The sequence below is a fragment of the Paenibacillus aceti genome, assembly GCF_003614185.1.
GTDB lineage: Bacteria > Bacillota > Bacilli > Paenibacillales > Paenibacillaceae > Fontibacillus > Fontibacillus aceti.
Window position 1 is genome coordinate 1,657,127 of sequence record NZ_KZ987724.1, and the last position, 17,800, is coordinate 1,674,926.

Annotated in this window: 17 protein-coding genes; 2 read left to right on the top strand and 15 right to left on the bottom strand. The window is 48.8% G+C overall.

All coding sequences use genetic code 11. The annotated features are described in order from the left end of the window. Positions 1 to 92: 92 nt before the first annotated feature. From BFJ94_RS07240 to BFJ94_RS07280, 9 genes are all read right to left on the bottom strand, one after another. The gene (locus BFJ94_RS07240; protein ID WP_120462052.1) at positions 93 to 2,117 is read right to left on the bottom strand and encodes an ABC transporter permease; all 2,025 of its coding nucleotides are present in this window, start codon (positions 2,115 to 2,117) and stop codon (positions 93 to 95) included. Further along, positions 2,107 to 2,874, bottom strand: a complete 768-nt coding sequence (locus tag BFJ94_RS07245; RefSeq protein ID WP_120462053.1) for an ABC transporter ATP-binding protein — start codon at positions 2,872 to 2,874, stop codon at positions 2,107 to 2,109. The genes BFJ94_RS07240 and BFJ94_RS07245 overlap by 11 nt, the downstream gene beginning before the upstream one ends. Before the next feature lie 73 nt (positions 2,875 to 2,947). Beyond that, positions 2,948 to 3,976 carry a sensor histidine kinase gene (locus BFJ94_RS07250; protein WP_229716912.1) on the bottom strand — a complete coding sequence of 343 codons (1,029 nt, stop codon included), beginning with the start codon at positions 3,974 to 3,976 and terminating at the stop codon, positions 2,948 to 2,950. Continuing rightward, complete coding sequence (locus tag BFJ94_RS07255; RefSeq protein ID WP_188831407.1) at positions 3,973 to 4,644, bottom strand: response regulator transcription factor; 672 nt, start codon at positions 4,642 to 4,644, stop codon at positions 3,973 to 3,975. The genes BFJ94_RS07250 and BFJ94_RS07255 overlap by 4 nt, the downstream gene beginning before the upstream one ends. Positions 4,645 to 4,749: 105 nt before the next feature. Next, on the bottom strand, positions 4,750 to 5,190 hold the full coding sequence (locus tag BFJ94_RS07260) for an Rrf2 family transcriptional regulator (RefSeq protein WP_120462054.1): 441 nt from the start codon (positions 5,188 to 5,190) through the stop codon (positions 4,750 to 4,752). A 74-nt stretch (positions 5,191 to 5,264) separates the two neighbouring features. Continuing rightward, positions 5,265 to 5,768 (bottom strand): hypothetical protein, encoded by a 504-nt coding sequence (locus tag BFJ94_RS07265; protein WP_120462055.1) that lies wholly within the window; start codon positions 5,766 to 5,768, stop codon positions 5,265 to 5,267. 128 nt (positions 5,769 to 5,896) lie between these two features. Next, a complete protein-coding gene (locus tag BFJ94_RS07270) occupies positions 5,897 to 6,364 on the bottom strand; it encodes a hypothetical protein (RefSeq protein ID WP_120462056.1) in 468 nt (155 codons plus the stop codon). A gap of 165 nt (positions 6,365 to 6,529) precedes the next feature. Further along, positions 6,530 to 7,597 (bottom strand): AI-2E family transporter, encoded by a 1,068-nt coding sequence (locus BFJ94_RS07275; protein WP_120462057.1) that lies wholly within the window; start codon positions 7,595 to 7,597, stop codon positions 6,530 to 6,532. Positions 7,598 to 7,648: 51 nt separating this feature from the next. Next, positions 7,649 to 7,918, bottom strand: a complete 270-nt coding sequence (locus tag BFJ94_RS07280) for a hypothetical protein (RefSeq protein WP_120462058.1) — start codon at positions 7,916 to 7,918, stop codon at positions 7,649 to 7,651. Between the two features lie 164 nt (positions 7,919 to 8,082). Here BFJ94_RS07280 and BFJ94_RS07285 point away from each other — a divergent pair, with 164 nt between their 5' ends. Further along, complete coding sequence (locus BFJ94_RS07285; protein WP_120462059.1) at positions 8,083 to 9,435, top strand: TrkH family potassium uptake protein; 1,353 nt, start codon at positions 8,083 to 8,085, stop codon at positions 9,433 to 9,435. Between the two features lie 87 nt (positions 9,436 to 9,522). Further along, the gene (locus tag BFJ94_RS07290) at positions 9,523 to 10,755 is read left to right on the top strand and encodes an aminopeptidase (protein WP_120465136.1); all 1,233 of its coding nucleotides are present in this window, start codon (positions 9,523 to 9,525) and stop codon (positions 10,753 to 10,755) included. A gap of 170 nt (positions 10,756 to 10,925) precedes the next feature. On the opposite strand, the gene BFJ94_RS07295 is transcribed toward BFJ94_RS07290, so the two are convergent. The 6 genes from BFJ94_RS07295 to BFJ94_RS07320 all read right to left on the bottom strand — a co-directional run bounded on the left by BFJ94_RS07295 (position 10,926) and on the right by BFJ94_RS07320 (position 17,718). Then, positions 10,926 to 11,891, bottom strand: a complete 966-nt coding sequence (locus BFJ94_RS07295) for an ABC transporter ATP-binding protein (protein ID WP_120462060.1) — start codon at positions 11,889 to 11,891, stop codon at positions 10,926 to 10,928. After that, the gene (locus tag BFJ94_RS07300) at positions 11,884 to 12,873 is read right to left on the bottom strand and encodes an ABC transporter ATP-binding protein (protein WP_120462061.1); all 990 of its coding nucleotides are present in this window, start codon (positions 12,871 to 12,873) and stop codon (positions 11,884 to 11,886) included. The genes BFJ94_RS07295 and BFJ94_RS07300 overlap by 8 nt, the downstream gene beginning before the upstream one ends. Positions 12,874 to 12,885: 12 nt before the next feature. Beyond that, positions 12,886 to 13,821, bottom strand: coding sequence for an oligopeptide ABC transporter permease (opp4C, locus tag BFJ94_RS07305; protein ID WP_120462062.1), 936 nt, complete (start codon positions 13,819 to 13,821; stop codon positions 12,886 to 12,888). 16 nt (positions 13,822 to 13,837) lie between these two features. Beyond that, a complete protein-coding gene (locus tag BFJ94_RS07310; RefSeq protein WP_120465137.1) occupies positions 13,838 to 14,791 on the bottom strand; it encodes an ABC transporter permease in 954 nt (317 codons plus the stop codon). Between the two features lie 63 nt (positions 14,792 to 14,854). Further along, the gene (locus BFJ94_RS07315; RefSeq protein WP_120462063.1) at positions 14,855 to 16,579 is read right to left on the bottom strand and encodes an ABC transporter substrate-binding protein; all 1,725 of its coding nucleotides are present in this window, start codon (positions 16,577 to 16,579) and stop codon (positions 14,855 to 14,857) included. Positions 16,580 to 16,809: 230 nt separating this feature from the next. Then, the gene (locus tag BFJ94_RS07320; RefSeq protein WP_229716910.1) at positions 16,810 to 17,718 is read right to left on the bottom strand and encodes an ArsR/SmtB family transcription factor; all 909 of its coding nucleotides are present in this window, start codon (positions 17,716 to 17,718) and stop codon (positions 16,810 to 16,812) included. Between the last annotated feature and the right edge of the window lie 82 nt (positions 17,719 to 17,800).

Sequence of the window (17,800 nt, forward strand, 5' to 3'; positions counted from 1 at the left end):
CTTTCTCTATATCATCTATTGTAATCAAATCAGTTACAAGACCTGTAATCATTATAGTTACAACGCATTTTATTGTCAATCACTATTTTCAGCTATGAATCATATATATTTCTCAAAAAACCTACATAGGTCACGATGAAATAAACCAGATATATTACTGCAAAGACGAGCACGGCCAAAAGATAGTATTGGAAGATCCCTGCCTGAATCCCCGTGTAATAAACAAACCGTTCGCTGGCAAACAAGCCGATGAACATACTGAGCACAATGGATATGACAAAAGGACACATATAATAAACTCCCAATTGCTTCAGAACAACCCGGTTCGTCTCTCTTCTGCTCAGTCCCAGCTGCTTCAGTATGGAGTAGCGGAATTTATACTTAGAGGAATCACTTAACTGCTGAACCGCAAGGATCGTCAGCGCCGCGCAGAGAAACACAATCCCGATATAAGCCAGTACGAATGCCATAGATATCAGGGCCAATCCTACTTCCACGATACTGTTATCCCTTACCAGCACAATTCCCGAATAGCTGATAATATTGCTGCTCCCATATCCATATTGCATCTTCAAATGATAGTCTCCATTGCCATCATAGGAAGGCTGAATAGCTGCGAGACGTTCGCTCAAATCAGAGGGAGCTTTGCCCTCTAAACTCACGGCCAACAGGGAGTAATAAGGGTGCATCGTCTTCATATATGAATCCGGAACGACAATTAGATAATCCGCTCCGTTCATCCCTTTTTGTGACAGCGGCTCAGTGTACATCCCTTTGTAAATCAGATCCTTATCCTGTTGTTCCTCGTCCATTATCGAGCCATTTCGGGCCAACTGCTCCAAGTAAGGCTGTACTCGCTCTACGCAATGAATCAAATAACCGTTACTCCCGATCTCTACCGGACTATAGCCCAGCATGGAGCGAATATAATTATAGTCGCTGATGCCGATGTAAGTATCATAGGTAAAATAGGAGCTGCCTTCTCTCCCTTCGCCCTGCCAGGTCCCCTCCACATGGTCGTAGAGATACTGGTTAATGTGATCTGTATCTTTTTCGTATATGTTGTAAATATGCTGATCTTTGATCGTTGAAGCTTCTGATATGAGGCTTAATTCATGCTTGAAGTCAAATTTCGTGTCCTCGTTGAAGACTTGCACATCAAAGGGCAAGTTTCTGGCCAGCTCTTTATTCTGATAATCGGCGAACATCATGACGACCATCCAGGCTAGCAGCGCCGTTGTAAACAGAATCGTGAGCGTGCCCATCGTGAAGCGCATCGTTTTGATTTTTGAGGACAGCTGCCTAAGCACGAATATATTCGCCTCTTTGTATATGCCCTTACGCTGTTTTTTGATGTAACTGATAAAGAACGAAGACAGCCCTATATACAGGAGATAGATCGCGGCAAGCAAGCCGGCAATATATAACCACACCGACCCCATGCTCATATTCGAGTTCAGGACAAGCACATTAAATATAATGATATAAGCTACGGAAATGAACACAAGTAGCTTTTTCCACGTTTTTTTCTCATTTTTGACGAGCTCATTCTGTCTATCCAGGTATATCAAGCTGTTGATCGTCATCTTCTTGAATTTACGCTTGACCCGAAATAAGGCCAATATATAAGCGAATAAGAACAAACCAAAGGTCAGCAGCAGATTCCAGGGACTGAAATCAGGAGAAATATGATACTCCACATCTACTATAGAATAGAAAATATTAGTAAAAGAAATCTGAAAGAACATCCCCGGAATAGTCCCCACGAGCAGGGAAATCAAGCCAAGAAGGATATTCTCCCTGCGGAAGATAGCGGCGATCTGCTTCTTCCTCATGCCCAGCAGCAGGTAAGTCCCGAACTCGCGACTGCGCTTTTCCATCATAAAATTAATCATGTAGTGAACGAGCCAGATAACGATCATAATGATGAAAAAAGAAGCCATAGCGACAAAGGCGATAAAGATAGCGAATTCCCGATAAAGCTCCTTCATGTCTCTGGAGAACATCATGCCATTAAAGGCAAACATCAGCGAAGCCACTACCGCCATGGTCACGATGTAAATCATATAATCCTTGGAGGATCGTCTCACGTTGCGAAGCGTCAGCTTACCTAGCATCTGCAACATCACCTCCTGTGAGGGAGAGGACATCCAAGATTTCGTTCAGAAACTCACGCCTTGTCCCGTTCCCCCTCACCAGCTCATGGAATATTTCACCATCCTTGAGGAATAAAATACGTCTGCAATAGCTGGCGGAGAATGAATCATGCGTCACCATCAGAATCGTGGCTCCCAGCTTCTCATTCATCGCGGTGAAGGTGTCAAGCAGCGCCGTTGCCGATTTGGAATCCAGCGCTCCTGTCGGCTCATCCGCCAGAATCAGCTTCGGCTCATTCACCAGAGCTCTGGCGCAGGCGCAGCGCTGCTTCTGCCCTCCGGATACCTCATACGGAAATTTATCCTTGATCTGCGCGATCCCCAGCTGCTCCATCGTTTGCTTGCATTTGGCATGGATTTCTTGTTTTCGCTTGCCTTGTAATGTCATGGCCAACATAATATTCTCTTCAATCGTCAGCGTGTCGAGTAGATTAAAATCCTGAAACACAAACCCAAGATTAGCTTTGCGGAACAGCGCCAGCTTCTCCTCGTTCAATGTGGTAATGTCCTGATGTTCAAAATAAATATGACCGGAGGTCACCGTGTCAATCGTGGACAGCATATTGAGCAGCGTCGTCTTCCCCGAGCCGGACGCCCCCATAATGCCGATGAACTCGCCGGAATTTATTTCAAAGCTGACCCGATTCAGCGCTTTTGTAATATTCGACTGGGTTCCGTAATACTTCTCCACATCGCAAACTCTAATCAAACCACTCATGGTGCTTCATTCCTTTCCTAACTGATAACATAAATATAGACCCTATTGTGCCTAGGTTGTATGTAGTTATCTTTCATGAATCTTTCAGTTTTGAAAGGAAAGGATGCTTGGGAAAGAGCAGCGTGATCTCTGTATACTCTCCTTCCCGTGATTGAACGCCGATCTCAAGCCCCAGCTTGTTGCACAGTTTCCGGCAAAGGTACAGACCGATCCCTGTGGACTTCCCCCTGCTCCGGCCGTTGGAGCCTGTAAAGCCCTTGTCAAAAATACGGCTCTGATCCGGAGCGGCTATGCCCATTCCGTCATCCCGAATCATCAGCTTAACTCCGCTTGCCGTCGGCTCAGCCCGGAACGAGATCATCCCTCTGCCTTCTTGCTCCCGCTTGTATTTCACAGCATTCAGCAGAATCTGCCCTACGATAAACTCCAGCCATTTTCCATCACAAAATACCGTGATCCCATCGCATTCCACCTCAGCGCTCATCTGATGATGTATCATTACATATTTGTTCTTCTTCAATACATTCAGTAAGACGGCCTTTAATTCCGTCTCCTTGATGATGTAATCCTGATAGACCTGATCAGACCGGGCATAGAATAGGGCCTGCTCCACATCATGATCCAGCTCGGTCAGATATCTCTCGATGCGCCTGTTATTCCCTTGCTCCTGATTATGGCAAGCCAGGCGAATGCCGGTGATGGGAAGCTTGACCTCATGAATCCAGCCTTCAATAAATTCACGATACTCCTTCTGTTCGTTCTCCAACTGATAGATACGCTCGACCACCGCTTTGTTGGATCGTCTGAGGATTTCCCGATACAGCTGATCCTCCAGCCGCCAGGAGTTCTCCATAAATTCCTGCACTAGATAAGGCTGATCAAGCTTGGACATTAATCGGTTGATATTGTCAAAATAGCGCTTCCGCCCCCGATAGTTGACCGCAGCCCAGCTCAGAAATGCTATGATCCATGTTGCGGCGATAAGGCTCACCGTGACCCGGCTATTCCCAACCGCCAGCAGATAGAGAGAGAGGAGGAACACACCGATTCCGTTCATAAGGATCAGTATGATTTTATCCTGTACATATTTGCCCAAGCTCATATCTGGTACCCTACCCCTCTCTTGGTTCTGATCAAATCCGTCACCCCCAGCTGCTCCAGCTTGCTTCTGAGTCGGGTCATATTGACACTAAGGGCATTATCATCGATAAATACATCCTGATCCCACAGGTACTCGATGATATCCAATCTGGGAACAACCTCGCCTCTGCGCTGGAACAGGTAATGCAGCAGCTTGAATTCGTTCTTGGATAATTCCTCCTCGCTGGCGCCATATCTGATCTTGTAGGAGCGAAGATCGAGGGTAAGCCCCTTATATTCGAGCATTTGCTCTTCGTCTCGCCCCTGACCCCGGGTCCGCTTCAATACAGCGGATATTCTGGCTAACAGCACGGAAGGGTGATACGGCTTGGATATATAGTCATCGCCCCCGAGAGTAAATGCCTGCAATTCGTCAATCGATGTATTTCTCCCGGTTATAAAAATGATAGGGACCTTGGAAAACTTGCGGATGCTGGTGCAAATGGAGAAGCCGCTGTATTCCTGGAGATGAATATCGAGCAATACCAGATCAGGATTGTTATCCTTCACCTCGTCCTCTGCCGTCAGAAAGTTGTCGGTACAGATCGGCTCATAGCCTGCATTTCGCAACAGAATTTCCAGCTCTTCTCTAATGAATGGTTCGTCCTCTATTATTAAAATCTTCAACATAGAATCTCGGCTCCTTCGATCACAGAAAAGATAGAATAACCGGCGCAGCCTACGCCACCCCGGTTATTTGAAGTATGTCCTTAACGCTTCTGCTCTATCATTCTATCATTCACAGCTTTTAGCTTCCTGCTCCCCGATATCCTCTACGATATCCTGTAACGTGATCTTCGCCAGAGTATCCTCCATCGCCTTCTGCGCTGCCGAGAAGATCGGTTCAATCGCAGCCTGAATATTCCGCCCCACCGGACATTCCGGATTAGGCTTCTCATGCATGGAGAACAGGCCATCCTCTTCGACTACATGCACTGCCCGGTATACATCAAGCAAGGTGATCTCCGACATCTCGCGAGCTAATTTGGCTCCGGCTACGCCTGGGCGCACATGGGTCAGTCCTGCCTTGTTCAGCATACTCATAATCCGGCGAATAACAACTGGATTCGTGTTGACACTTCCAGAAATGTATTCCGAAGTAGAGACGCCATCTTTGTTCAGTTCCAGCAGCGACAATATATGAATAGCCACGGCGAATCTTGAACTGATCGTCATGAGTATCTCCCCCTTTCGCTATCCATTGTAACAATGATAGTTACACTAGTGTGGAAATGTCAATAGGATATATTTTAGAGCCGGTCCAGCAGAATCATCATATGCTCCAGCAACGAGTCAAAATCATCGACAATCTCCTCACCAAACTTGCGGTGAAATTGCAGCGACAGCTTCAGCAGATGCGGTGCTTCCTTGTTGCCGTAGACTGTCCTGATCTCCAGTAAGGGTTCATAGCGAGCGCCCCATATTTCCTCGGCGTAGCGGACAATACGCGGACACTCCTCTTCCGGATGTCGGACCGGGATATAGAATACCGGCTGCATGGAACAGCCCGGCTTATGCTGACTCAGCTCCATAATTTCCGCGGCCAGATCGGCTGTATCCGCCCAGAGACGAAGCTCGGCGTGAATCTGCTTTTTCTCCGGCAGGCAGAAACGAAGCGCATAATAGCGAGACATCGTGGATAATTCGACGCGATCCTGACGCCCAACAACATGGAGCTGTCCTCTCAGATCGAGATCATACACGGTGCCCTCGAGTACAACCTTTAGGTTTTCAAATATGGTCGGGTCAAACATGTGTATACTCCCTCTCTGATCCAGATGCAGGTGATCCTGCTTATTTTGAGAAAAAAAGAGCACTTTCCGCACTAAAAGGCAGAAGCACTCCCCATCCGATCTATAACATAAAGCACTGATTACTGCTCTTATTCATACACGATCATATCACGGATTTGCTTGGCTAACTCAATATACGGACCCTCGGATAAATTGTCAAACCCAAGGTGGTTCGCCCGCATGCTAAGCAGCTGATCCCCAGGACACACTCCAAATTGCTGCCAGGTCTCCTCCGGCAGTTGAATATACCTGTCCTTGTCCAGATACGCCCAACAGAAGAGACGTTGCTTGAAGGCGATCGCTTCCCCCGCCGGAATCGAAAAATTCTGAACCTCTGGTACATTATTAAAAATGGAAGCAAGCGGAGAATTAGAGATTAATTCTTTACAGAGAACGCTAAACCCCTTCAACGTATTCCGGCCTGACATCAGAATCACATTGGATTCTGGCGAAATGAAATATTCCTTCAGGGCTTGATCCGACAGGCAGAAGGAGCCGTCAGGGAGTATTTTGCTCCAGGCGTAGAAGTACTTCCCAGCTTTGGCGGTTACCGCCATAAATATCATCCCCCGAGAGTATAATTTCTATTTTAAGGATCGTTCAAAAAGTCCATTTCCGGATTTTTTGAACTCATACTATATTAGTAAATTAATCATCTCTTATGATGCAGGATGGAGATATGATATTGATCACGGTTACATGATAAAAATCTCACACCGGATTTACGTTTTCTGGGTTCTGAACATTTTAATGGCACGGATGGCAGCGATTTTAAGCATCATATACACGGGAATCGCTAGCAACATCCCTAATATCCCGGCGAAATCCCCGGCAATCAGCAGCAGCACGATCGTCGTGAGCGGATGAATATTAATCGTCTTACCGTAAATATAAGGCGAGATCAGATTGGCCTCTATTTGATGAGATACGACTACAACGACTATCACCCAGATCACCATAGCCGGAGAAATCGTGAAGGCGACGATGACACAGGGGATAGACCCCAGCAGCGAACCGAAATAAGGGATAAAGCTGAATAGAGCCATGATTAACGAGAGCATTAATGGATATGGCAGCCCGATAATCCAAAATCCGATCAGTGTCATTACAGCAAGGACGACAGCACCGATCATCCGCCCCGCGATAAATCCTCGAAGCATATTATCGATTTCCTGCAGCACCTGATCCCCGTCCTCACGGTAACGGTCAGGAAGCGCGCTGACCAGCATCGGCCGAACCCGATGGTCATCCTTCAGCATGTAATACAGCATAATCGGCACGGTACCGACGACGATGACGAAATCATTCAGGAAGCTGAATATATGCGATATATATCCACTCGCCGCTTGAATCGCTGAATTGGCATATTCCATCAGCTTGTTCGTAATCGGCAGGTCTGAGCTGTTGACCATGGAGAAGTACCGGTTCTCACGGATCTCGTTCATTTGGCTCTGCAAGCCGTAGACTAGCTTCGGCACATTATTGATGAACTCCGTAATCTGATACTGCAGCGGCGGCCAGACAACGACCAGGAAGATCGTGATCACGCCTGCGAACATGAGATAGATCAGCAGAATGGACAAGATCCGGTTCATCCGCCTCTCTTCCAAATAAATGACGATCGGACGAAGCAGATAATATAAGAAGGCAGAGATGGTCAGCGGCACGATCAGAATCTGAACCATCGTCACAAGTGGATTAAATATAAACCGGACCTTGGATAATAAATAGATGATCGTTAGCGCCATAATAATACCGAGGCTTCTCCGGTAATAGGGTCTATCCATCATAATAGGCGGTCACCACCTTTAGTCCATGATAATTAGATATCTATGATTATTCTAGGCTTCAGAATATGTATTCCAGGCAGCATCAAGCAAAGCATCGAACCATTCGTCGTCCTGTTCAATCCGTTCGTCAACGGCCAAAAGTTCTTCTTCGATTCCCGGTTCCTTCGCGTAATGCAGGCTGTAATCCCAGTCCCAGCGGTGCTTGCTGAAGAAGGTGATTTCATAATCCGCCTTATGCGATTCAATCTGAAACACCGTCTTGCCCAGATAGCTCCCGTCTTCTTCTTTATGCATTTCAGCCTGTAAGATCTTCATATTCATGCTGGGTAGCTCCTTTGTCAGTTAATTATGGGGAGTGAAAATGATTCGATATTTCCGCATTTTTCAATTATAATCGTAATTCGAGGCAGAAGCACCTCCTCATTGCAATATCGTACCATTTTTTTGCTCAATAGCAATAACTAGAATTATGAGGTGAACATCCGTTGTCCAAGCAAAAAAAGAAGCCGCGCTCTCTTACACCGGCTGAGATTCTATCCTACGGTTTCGGTATTATTATCATTATCGGAGCTTTTCTATTGTACATGCCCATTTCTTCTGTTAACGGGCGTCGTTTAGATATAGTGAATGCCTTCTTCACCGCTACCTCGGCTACCTGTGTAACCGGACTGGCTGTCGTGGATACAGGTACTCATTTTACCCTATTCGGTCAGATTGTAATATTGTCGCTCACCCAGTTGGGCGGACTCGGGTTCATGACCTTCGGCACGCTCATCGCCCTGGCTCTGAATCGGCGAATTACGCTGAAGGACCGACTCGTGCTGCAAGAAGCGATCAATTACAATTCCATGGACGGCCTGTTGATGCTGATCCGCCGCGTCGTCCTCTATACGGTAACGATCGAAGGCATAGGAGCTCTGCTGCTCTCGGCCAGATGGGCCATGGAAATGCCGCTCGGCAAGGCGATATATTTCGGGATCTTTCATAGTATATCCGTATTCAACAACGGCGGATTTGACCTGTTCGGCTCGCATTACGACGCAAGCGGGTTCAGTAACTTCCGCAATGATCCCTTTATTAATATCGTGATTATGCTGCTGATTTTCCTGGGTGGGATCGGCTTTATCGTCATTCATGATCTGCTGCAATTCCCCAAGTCCAAGAAATTATCGCTGCATTCGAAGATCGTGTTGACCATGTCCGCTTGCCTGATCGCTATCGGGGCGCTGGTTATTTTCGTCATCGAGATCTTCAATCCGGCTACGCTCGGGGAGCTGCCGCTCGGCAAGCAAATAACCGCCTCCTTCTTCCACTCCATCAGTTCAAGATCTGGAGGGGTTAGTACAGTGGATGTCAGTGCCATGCAGCATTCTACTCAATTCTTCCTCGTGCTGCTGATGTTCATCGGTGCGGCGCCTGGTTCTACGGGAGGCGGGATCAAGGTCACTGTATTCGCCATTTTACTCGGCGCAGTGTATTCCATGATCCGAGGCAAGCAGGATATCGTCTTCTTCAAGAAGCGGCTGCCTCAGGAATCCATCCTTCGCGCGATTACGCAGACCCTGATGTCTCTATTCCTGGTCATTTCTGCAGCAATGGCCCTATCGGCGCTCGAAGACAGGGAGTTTCTTCCCCTTCTATTCGAGACGACCTCCGCCTTTGCTACGACGGGCTTGAGTCTGGATCTGACGCCAAGGCTTACAACAATTAGCAAAATCATCCTATGCTTCGTCATGTTCATCGGGCGGATCGGACCGCTGACACTCGCCTATGCTATTAGGCCTAAGCCTAAGAAAGATCTGATTCGCTATCCGGAAGGAAAAATTACCATCGGTTGATTAAACCAAGTTCTTTTATTGGATAGTAACGGTAAATCGTAGTATGATAACAGAATAACCCTTTTTATTGGAGGAGTAACTATGGCTATTGAAAATTTTCAAGAGAAGCTGCAGAAGTATGCCGAGCTTGCGGTCAAGATTGGTGTAAATGTGCAGAAAGGCCAAACCTTGGTCGTCAATGCTTCCGTTGATTCTGCAGAACTTGTGCGTTTGATCGTGAAAAAAGCCTATGAGGCAGGCGCAAGAACAGTTAAGGTGAATTGGAGCGACGATACCGTCACCCGTCTTCGTTACGACATGGCTGCTGAAGAATCATTCCTGGACGAGCCTAAATGGTATGCCGGTGAGATGCTAGAGCTGGTCGAGAACGGCGCTGCCATACTCCATGTCATCTCCTCTGATCCGGATCTTCTTAATGGCGTATCGACAACGCGAATTACGAACCATCAGAAAACCTATGGAGCGGCAATGAGCAAGTACCGTGCGCTGCAAATGGCGGACAAATTCAGCTGGTCGATCGTCGCTGTGCCGTCCCAAGCCTGGGCTGCCAAGGTCTTCCCGGACTTGCCGCAGGATAAGCAGGTTGAAGCCCTGTGGGAAGCGATCTTCCGTACAGTTCGCCTCGATCAGCCTGACCCGGTTGCCGCATGGCGCGAGCATATCAAGAACCTGTCGGAGAAAGCGGACTATCTGAATAGCAAGAGGTATAAGAAGCTGCACTACATCGCACCCGGTACCGATTTGAGCATCGAGCTGCCTGCAGGACATATCTGGGTGGCAGCCGAGAGCATCAACGCGAAAGGCAACACCTTCCTGGCCAATATGCCGACGGAGGAAGTGTTCACCGCACCGCTCAAGACCGGTGTGAACGGTACAGTATCTAGCACGAAGCCGCTGAGCTACAACGGTAACATCATCGACCGTTTCAAATTAACGTTTGAAAATGGCCGTATTATCGATAGCTCGGCAGAAGTCGGCGAATCCGTGCTTAAGCATTTAATCGAGCTGGACGAAGGCTCCCATTATCTTGGGGAAGTAGCGCTCGTACCGCATGGCTCACCTATTTCCCAATCTGGCATTCTATTCTACAACACGCTGTTCGATGAGAATGCCTCCAATCACCTGGCCATCGGTAATGCCTATGCCTTCAACCTGGAAGGTGGCAAAGCGATGAGCAAAGAGGAGCTTAACGCAGCCGGATTGAACTCCAGCTTCGCCCATGAAGATTTCATGGTCGGCTCTGGAGAAATGGATATCTTCGGTGTGACAGAGGATGGTTCAGAGGAACCGATCTTCAAGCAAGGCGCTTGGGCGTTCTAATTAGCCCCAATAGCGATGCCACGTTTCGTTAGATTTGGAAAACGCCTCTTTTGACGCAATTAGCGATACCCTGTTTCGTTATAAACTAGATAACGCGAAAAATCCCGGGAAGGCCTGCAAAGTCGCAGGCTTTTCCGGGATTTTCGAGGTAGGATATGGTCGCCGCTGCTTCAAACCAAATGGCAAGCGACATAATGCTCGCTGCCCATATGGCGAAATTCCGGTACTTCGGATTTGCAGCGTTCTACCGCAAACGGACAGCGTGTATGGAACTTGCAGCCGGAGGGCGGATTGGCCGGGCTCGGAATATCGCCCTTCAGCACGATTCTATCCCGCTTCAGCTTCGGAATCGGGATCGGGACCGCGGATAACAGCGCCTTCGTATAGGGATGAAGCGGATTCTTGAACAGTTCATCCCGCGGCGCCGTCTCCATCATCGTGCCGAGATACATCACCCCGATCCGCGTACACAGATGCTCTACTACGCTCAGATCATGCGAGATAAAGAGATAGGTCAGGCCGCGCGTCTCCTGCAAATGACGGAATAGATTAATAATCTGGGCCTGAATGGACACATCCAGCGCCGAAACCGGCTCATCCGCGATGATCAGATCCGGATTCAGCACCAGCGCGCGGGCGATTCCGATCCGCTGCCGCTGTCCGCCGGAGAATTCATGCGGGAAGCGGTCGATATGATAGGAAGATAGACCGCAGGAGGCCAATACCTCCTCGACCCGCTCCCTCACCTCTCCCGCCGGAACAAGGCCATGGTCAATCAGCGCTTCGCCGATCGCATCCCCGACCCTGACCCGCGGATTGAGCGAGCCGTACGGGTCCTGGAAGATCAGCTGGAGCTGCGGACGAATTTTGCGCATTTCCTGAGGGGATAAGGTATATAAGTCCTGCCCCTTAAAGATAATGTCCCCGGCTGTCTTCTCCGTCAGACGCACGATGCTTTTCCCAACTGTACTTTTCCCGCTGCCGGATTCCCCGACGAGTCCGAAGGTCTCCCCGGGCTGGATAGCAATACTAATATCATCTACTGCGCGCACATGACCGACCGTGCGATTCAACAGACCTGCCTTGATCGGAAAATACTTCTTCAAATGATTGACTTCCAACAATGGCTCAGACACGAGCAGTCGCCTCCTTCTCATACAGCCAGCAAGCGACCTTCTGCTCCGTGCCTAACTCCTGCAGCTCAGGGGCTTGTACTTTGCAGATCTCCAGGCAATGCTCACAGCGATCATGGAAATAGCAGGATTCCGTCAGATCTAACGGATTAGGCACTTGCCCCGGTATGGAATACAGCTCATCCTGACGCTGATTCAGAATCGGCTTCGCCTTCAGCAAGCCTTGGGTATAGGGATGCCGCGGATTCGCGAACAATTCCGTCACTTCGCCCTCCTCGACCACCTTACCGGAATACATGACGATCACATAATCGGCCATCTCGGCCACGACTCCCAGATCATGCGTAATCAGCAGAATCGACATGCCTGTCTCTTCACGGAAATTACGCAGGATGTCGAGAATTTGCGCCTGAATCGTCACATCCAGCGCCGTGGTCGGCTCATCGGCAATCAACAGCTTCGGCTCACAAGAGATGGCGATCGCGATCATAATCCGCTGCAGCATGCCCCCGCTAAGCTCATGCGGATAGGAATTGGCGATTTGCTCCGCCCGCGAAATGCCGACCTGCTCAATCAATTCAATCGCCCGTTTACGGGCTTCCTTCTTGCTCATTCGCAAATGCTCGATCAACGGCTCCATAATCTGCTGCCCGATCGTCAGCACCGGATTCAGCGAAGACATCGGCTCCTGGAAGATCATCCCGATCTCCTTGCCGCGGATGACCCGACGCTCATTCCTGTTCAGCTTGAGCAGATCTGTTCCCTCTAGATCTATTTTGCCGCTGACTACCTTACCCGAAGGGCCTTGAATCAGACCCATCACCGACATCGCAGTGATGCTCTTCCCGCAGCCGGATTCACCTACGATGCAGACCGTCTCTCCCTTGCGTACCTGCAGGCTGACATCGTCGACCGCCTTCACAGTCCCTTCCTCTGTATAGAAATAAGTGCTTAAATGCTCAATATCAAGCAAATGACTTGCCATTATCACTGCCACCTACCTTTTATGTTTGGGATCCAGCACATCTCTCAGCCCGTCGCCAAAAATATTGATCGCGATGACTGTGATGAAAATACATAGCCCCGGCGGAACCCATAGCCATGGTCTCTCCTGGAAGTCGATCAGGTTGTTAGCCGCATCGATCATATTCCCCCAGGTCGGGGTCGGCTGAATGACGCCGAGCCCGAAGAAGCTCAGCACCGATTCCATCAGGATCGAGCCGCCGATATTCAATGTGGCGATAACGATCAAGAGCGGCGTAATATTCGGCAGCAAATGATGGAACAGCTTACGGCGATCCCGCAGCCCGAGCACAATCGTCGCCTGCATATATTCGCGCTCCCGTAGACTGAGCATCTCGCCTCTGACCAGCCGCGCCAGTCCCGGCCAGCCGACGACGCTGAGCATCAGCATGACGATATACATCCGGTAATCCGTCGGAACCTTCCATGCCGACAGCATCGCCCCGGCGATGAACAGCAGCGGCAGACTGGGAATCGTCAACAGCAGATCCGCGATCCTCATAATGATCTGATCCACAACGCCGCGATAATAACCGGCAATCGCGCCCAGCAAGGAACCGATGAATACCGATAGAACCATCGACGCGAAGCCGACGGTCAAGGAGATGCGGCCGGCCAGCATGACCCGGGTCAGAATGTCGCGTCCCAGCTTATCCGTTCCGAGCCAATGCTGGGCACTCGGCGGCTTATTCATCATCGCCAGATTGTTGTGATTGCCCGAGTATGGCGAGAAGAGCGGACCGATAAAGCATAGTAAAATCATAAATACAACCGTCACAAACCCGCTAACAGCGAGCTTATTTCTCATAAGGCGTCTGATCGATTGCCTCCACAGCGAAGACTTCGCGACTGGCGCCTTCACAGGCGTCTTCGCTCCTCCGGAGGCCAGATTACCACTTACAGCTGACATAGGGCACATGACCTCCTTATAGTTTGACTCGTGGATCAGCCAGTTTATAGAGCAAATCCGACAGCAAAGTCCCGATCACCGTCAGAATGGCAATGAACATCGTAAATCCCATCAATAGCGGATAATCCCGCGATGAGAAGGAAGACATATAGAGCTGGCCGATTCCGGGCCAGTTAAATATTTTCTCAATGATCAAAGAACCTCCAAACAAGCCCGGCAGCTCGAAGCCCACCAGAGTGATCGCCGGAAGCAGCGCATTGCGCAGAGCATGTGTGAACAGGACCTTGCGTTCCTTCAGCCCCTTGGCCCGGGCCGTCCGGATATAATCCTGCTTGATGACATCGATCATATTGCTGCGGAAATAACGGGTTAAGGAACCGAGGCTAAGCAGCGTCATGACCATAACCGGCAGCGCCATATGCTGAATCACTTCCTTAACATAAGCGAGCCCGGTCGCGTTGCTGCCTGTCGTTGTCATGCCCCCAGGAGGCAGCCATTTCAAATCGACCGCGAAGCCCTTGATTAACAGCAGGCCGATGAAGAAGGACGGAATCGACATGGCGGCGAAGATAATGACCATGATTAAGGAATCGAACAGGGAGTATTGCTTGTATGCGGCGATGACACCGATAATGACGGAAATCAGCCAGGTAAAGAAGGTTGATACAATCGCCAGCAAGAAGGAGTTCCAGATATATTCATTAAAAAGCTGCAGAACCGGCTTCTGCTGGGCCAATGAATATCCGAAATTACCGTGGAAGGCGTTCTTCATCCATATAGCGTAGCGTTCTAGAACCGGTTTATTAAGTCCGTATATTTGTCGGAGCTCCTCCTTGCGTTCCGGACTGAGCTTCAAATTGCCGCTTATGAAATCACCAGGGGTAAAGGCATATAAGCAAAATATAAGCAAGGAAGCGGCGAATAAAATAATTATCATATAAGTGAGACGTTTAACAAGATATGTACTCATGATCGGCTCCTTATGATGCATCCCCCATACTGCCAGGCAGTACAGGGGATGGCGGTTAATAATTTATTTCAGAGACCAATTATTCACATCCTGGAAGCCAGCGAACGGATTGTTCACCACGCCGTCCAGACGGCCGTTGTAAGCATAATAGCTCTTTCTGTAGCTTGTAAAAATAATCGGCAGCTCATCGTTCAAAATTTTGTACATTTCCGCATAATACTTCTTGCGCTGCTCTGTATCGCTAGTGGACAGGGCATCAAAATACAATTCCTTCACCTTCGGATTGTCGTAGCCCTTCACTTCGCCGTTGATGAACTGCTGCACGCCATCGGATGGATCGCTCAGAATTGGCGTTGAGAAGGAGACGAGATCATAGTCGCCACTTTCGTACTTATCCACCAGCGCGTTGAAGTCGGCAAATACCTCCGGCTGGAAGTCCACACCGATTTCCTTGAAGCCCTCAGTAGCCAGTGCGATGAAGATATCCGTAGACGGACTCTTGCTGCCCAGGAAATGCAAGGTCAGCTTCTTGCCATCCTTCTCGCGGATTCCATCTGAGCCGACGGTCCAGCCTGCTTCTTCCAGCAATTGCTTCGCTTTTTCCGGATCATACTCATAAGGGTTGATTCCTTCCTCCGTATAAGACCAGGAGATCGGCGCCGTTGGAATATTAGCGACCTGTCCCGCTCCTTGGTTGGCCTCAACATAGATGCTTTGCCGATCCAACCCATAGGTAATCGCTTGACGCACTTTCTTATCCGCATAGGTCTCATGCTGCAGATTAACTCCGAGATATCCGTATACGCTTGGTGTGTAAGGAACGATATTCAAGTAACCCATATTCTTCAGCTTCTTCAGATTGTCCTCAGTTGCCGTGAAGGAACCATAGTCCACTTCGCCAGTCTCCAGATACTGCCAAGTATCTCCCTCGGAGGTTTTATAGATGAAATGCTCAGTCTTTGGCTTGCCCAGATAGAAATATTCATTGGCTACGAAGCGAACCTCCTGACCTGGGATGAACTTCTCCAGCTTGTAAGGGCCATTGCCGACCGGGTTCTCGTGCAGCTTCCTAATGTATTCGAGATCACCGAATTTATAATCCTTGCCGTAATAAGCCTTGGACAGAACCTCGCCGCCAAGTGTGATCGGTGCCGTTGCGATCGGCTTCTCCAGGGTTACTGATACGGTCAGCGGATCGCTAACCTGGATGCCTTCGATCGAAGTGGCTTTGCCTTCTTTATAATCTTGTCCGCCCTTGATGCCAATCGCCGTAATGATCGAATCGCCGTCATAGGCTTTGTCGTACAGCAGCGTCCAGGTAAAGGCCACATCCTCCGCCGTCATCGGCGAGCCATCGCTGAATTTCAAATCTTTGCGTAGATGGAAGGTATATGTGAGTTGATCATCGGATACGTCCCAGCTCTCGGCAAGCTCTGGAACCGGTAAGCCTTGCTCATCCTGGGTGACCAGTCTGGAGTACAACAACGACGATACGTTGCCATCATAACCGCTTTGGTGAAAATAAGGCGTAAATGCACCGCTCGGGTTCTTCAACCCGACGATGATCGTATCCGTGCGTTTCTGCGCCAATGCCGGTAATTTCGACATATCACTGGCCGCAATTGGCTGGTCATCGGTGACTGCACTGTTCTCCGCGCTGGTATTGGCCGCTACATTGCTTGATTCGGAACCTGCTGCGGTATTATTCCCACCGCCACTAGAGCAAGCCGATAGTAACAATGAACCCGCTAGTATTAACGTAGTCAATAGAATTGCACTCTTTCTCATGAACCTCTCCTGCCCCTCTGTAAATATAAATTTGACTTCAACATCTGAGTAGTTCATCCTATGTACATAACCCTATTATTCCGACAGACTCAGTATGTTTTAAAATCCGTTAGTGCTTATTATAAGTATGTCTATCGGTTCTGTAAAGAGAGAACTGAAAAATATTTCTCAATATAGCGAAACTAAAAAAAGCCCTTCCCTCCAAAAACACGAGGAAAAGGCTTTGCGATCTATTTTTCAATATAATCGATTAATTTGCTCTGAAATTCATGCAGCGCTTTGCGTCGTAGGCTGTACTCGGAAGCCGTCTCGCCCTGAATATGAACATAGATCAGCCCGGCACTTCGCAGCTTCGAAATATGATCGTGGGTAATCCCTTTGGACAGCTTCATCTCTCGTACAATTTCAATAAAGGTACGCGGTCCCTGATGTAAATAACGGAGTATCCTAAGTCGGCTCTTCTCGGATATCGCACGGATCATGCGAAAATCATGCGCAGGCATGAAATTCTCCTGTTGGCAGTCCGTCCGGGAGGAATAGTGACAGAAGATTACATTTCCATACTGAATAATGACATTCATCGGTTGAAAATGATACTGCGGAACCAGCAGCAGCTTGTCCACCCCGGGAACGGGCTCGAACACCAGGCCATTCGTCGTCTCGTCAATGAAGGCTTCCTGATCCATCCGGGCCATAGCGGCCTGTCTTTCCTGATAATGCTCCAGTAGTAAATGATGGATCGCCGGAACAGATTTCTCGAAATATTGCCGGTTCCATTCGCTGAATACCGCAATCATCCGCTGCTGAAATTCCCCCATATTAGCCGGAAATTGATTGCCGTAAGGAGCGAATAATTCATACAGGTCTCCCGCCGAGAGCGTTTGCAGCCAGTCGATCACCTCACTGATTTCCTCTTTTCCCGTGGACAACAGGATGAGCAGATAGGTGAACTTCCAATCTCCATTTACCTCCAGCTCATCAAGCATCGCGCCCAGCTCAGGCGTAATTTGCTGCCTAACATCCCGCGCCCAGTTCTGTGTCAGATCGATTTTCTTATGGGATTTACGGCAGATATAGCTATGTAAGCTGCTCATAAATTCGAATTTGCGGCTATATTGTATGTCTAACTGGTACGCCACCTATCTCCACTTCCTCGCTCAATTTAAATATGCATCTGTTGTAAAAGAAGGACACGATGAAATGCTCACCGTGCCCTTCTTT

Bases quoted from the DNA above. Each gene is read 5' to 3' on its own strand.
- BFJ94_RS07300 (WP_120462061.1), bottom strand. From the start codon at position 12,873: ATGGCAAGTCATTTGCTTGATATTGAGCATTTAAGCACTTATTTCTAT.
- BFJ94_RS07280 (WP_120462058.1), bottom strand. From the start codon at position 7,918: ATGAATATGAAGATCTTACAGGCTGAAATGCATAAAGAAGAAGACGGG.
- BFJ94_RS07250 (WP_229716912.1), bottom strand. From the start codon at position 3,976: ATGAGCTTGGGCAAATATGTACAGGATAAAATCATACTGATCCTTATG.
- BFJ94_RS07275 (WP_120462057.1), bottom strand. From the start codon at position 7,597: ATGATGGATAGACCCTATTACCGGAGAAGCCTCGGTATTATTATGGCG.
- BFJ94_RS07310 (WP_120465137.1), bottom strand. From the start codon at position 14,791: ATGAGTACATATCTTGTTAAACGTCTCACTTATATGATAATTATTTTA.
- BFJ94_RS07260 (WP_120462054.1), bottom strand. From the start codon at position 5,190: ATGACGATCAGTTCAAGATTCGCCGTGGCTATTCATATATTGTCGCTG.
- BFJ94_RS07270 (WP_120462056.1), bottom strand. From the start codon at position 6,364: ATGGCGGTAACCGCCAAAGCTGGGAAGTACTTCTACGCCTGGAGCAAA.
- BFJ94_RS07240 (WP_120462052.1), bottom strand. From the start codon at position 2,117: ATGCTAGGTAAGCTGACGCTTCGCAACGTGAGACGATCCTCCAAGGAT.
- BFJ94_RS07265 (WP_120462055.1), bottom strand. From the start codon at position 5,768: ATGTTTGACCCGACCATATTTGAAAACCTAAAGGTTGTACTCGAGGGC.
- BFJ94_RS07245 (WP_120462053.1), bottom strand. From the start codon at position 2,874: ATGAGTGGTTTGATTAGAGTTTGCGATGTGGAGAAGTATTACGGAACC.
- BFJ94_RS07255 (WP_188831407.1), bottom strand. From the start codon at position 4,644: ATGTTGAAGATTTTAATAATAGAGGACGAACCATTCATTAGAGAAGAG.
- BFJ94_RS07315 (WP_120462063.1), bottom strand. From the start codon at position 16,579: ATGAGAAAGAGTGCAATTCTATTGACTACGTTAATACTAGCGGGTTCA.
- opp4C (WP_120462062.1), bottom strand. From the start codon at position 13,821: ATGTCAGCTGTAAGTGGTAATCTGGCCTCCGGAGGAGCGAAGACGCCT.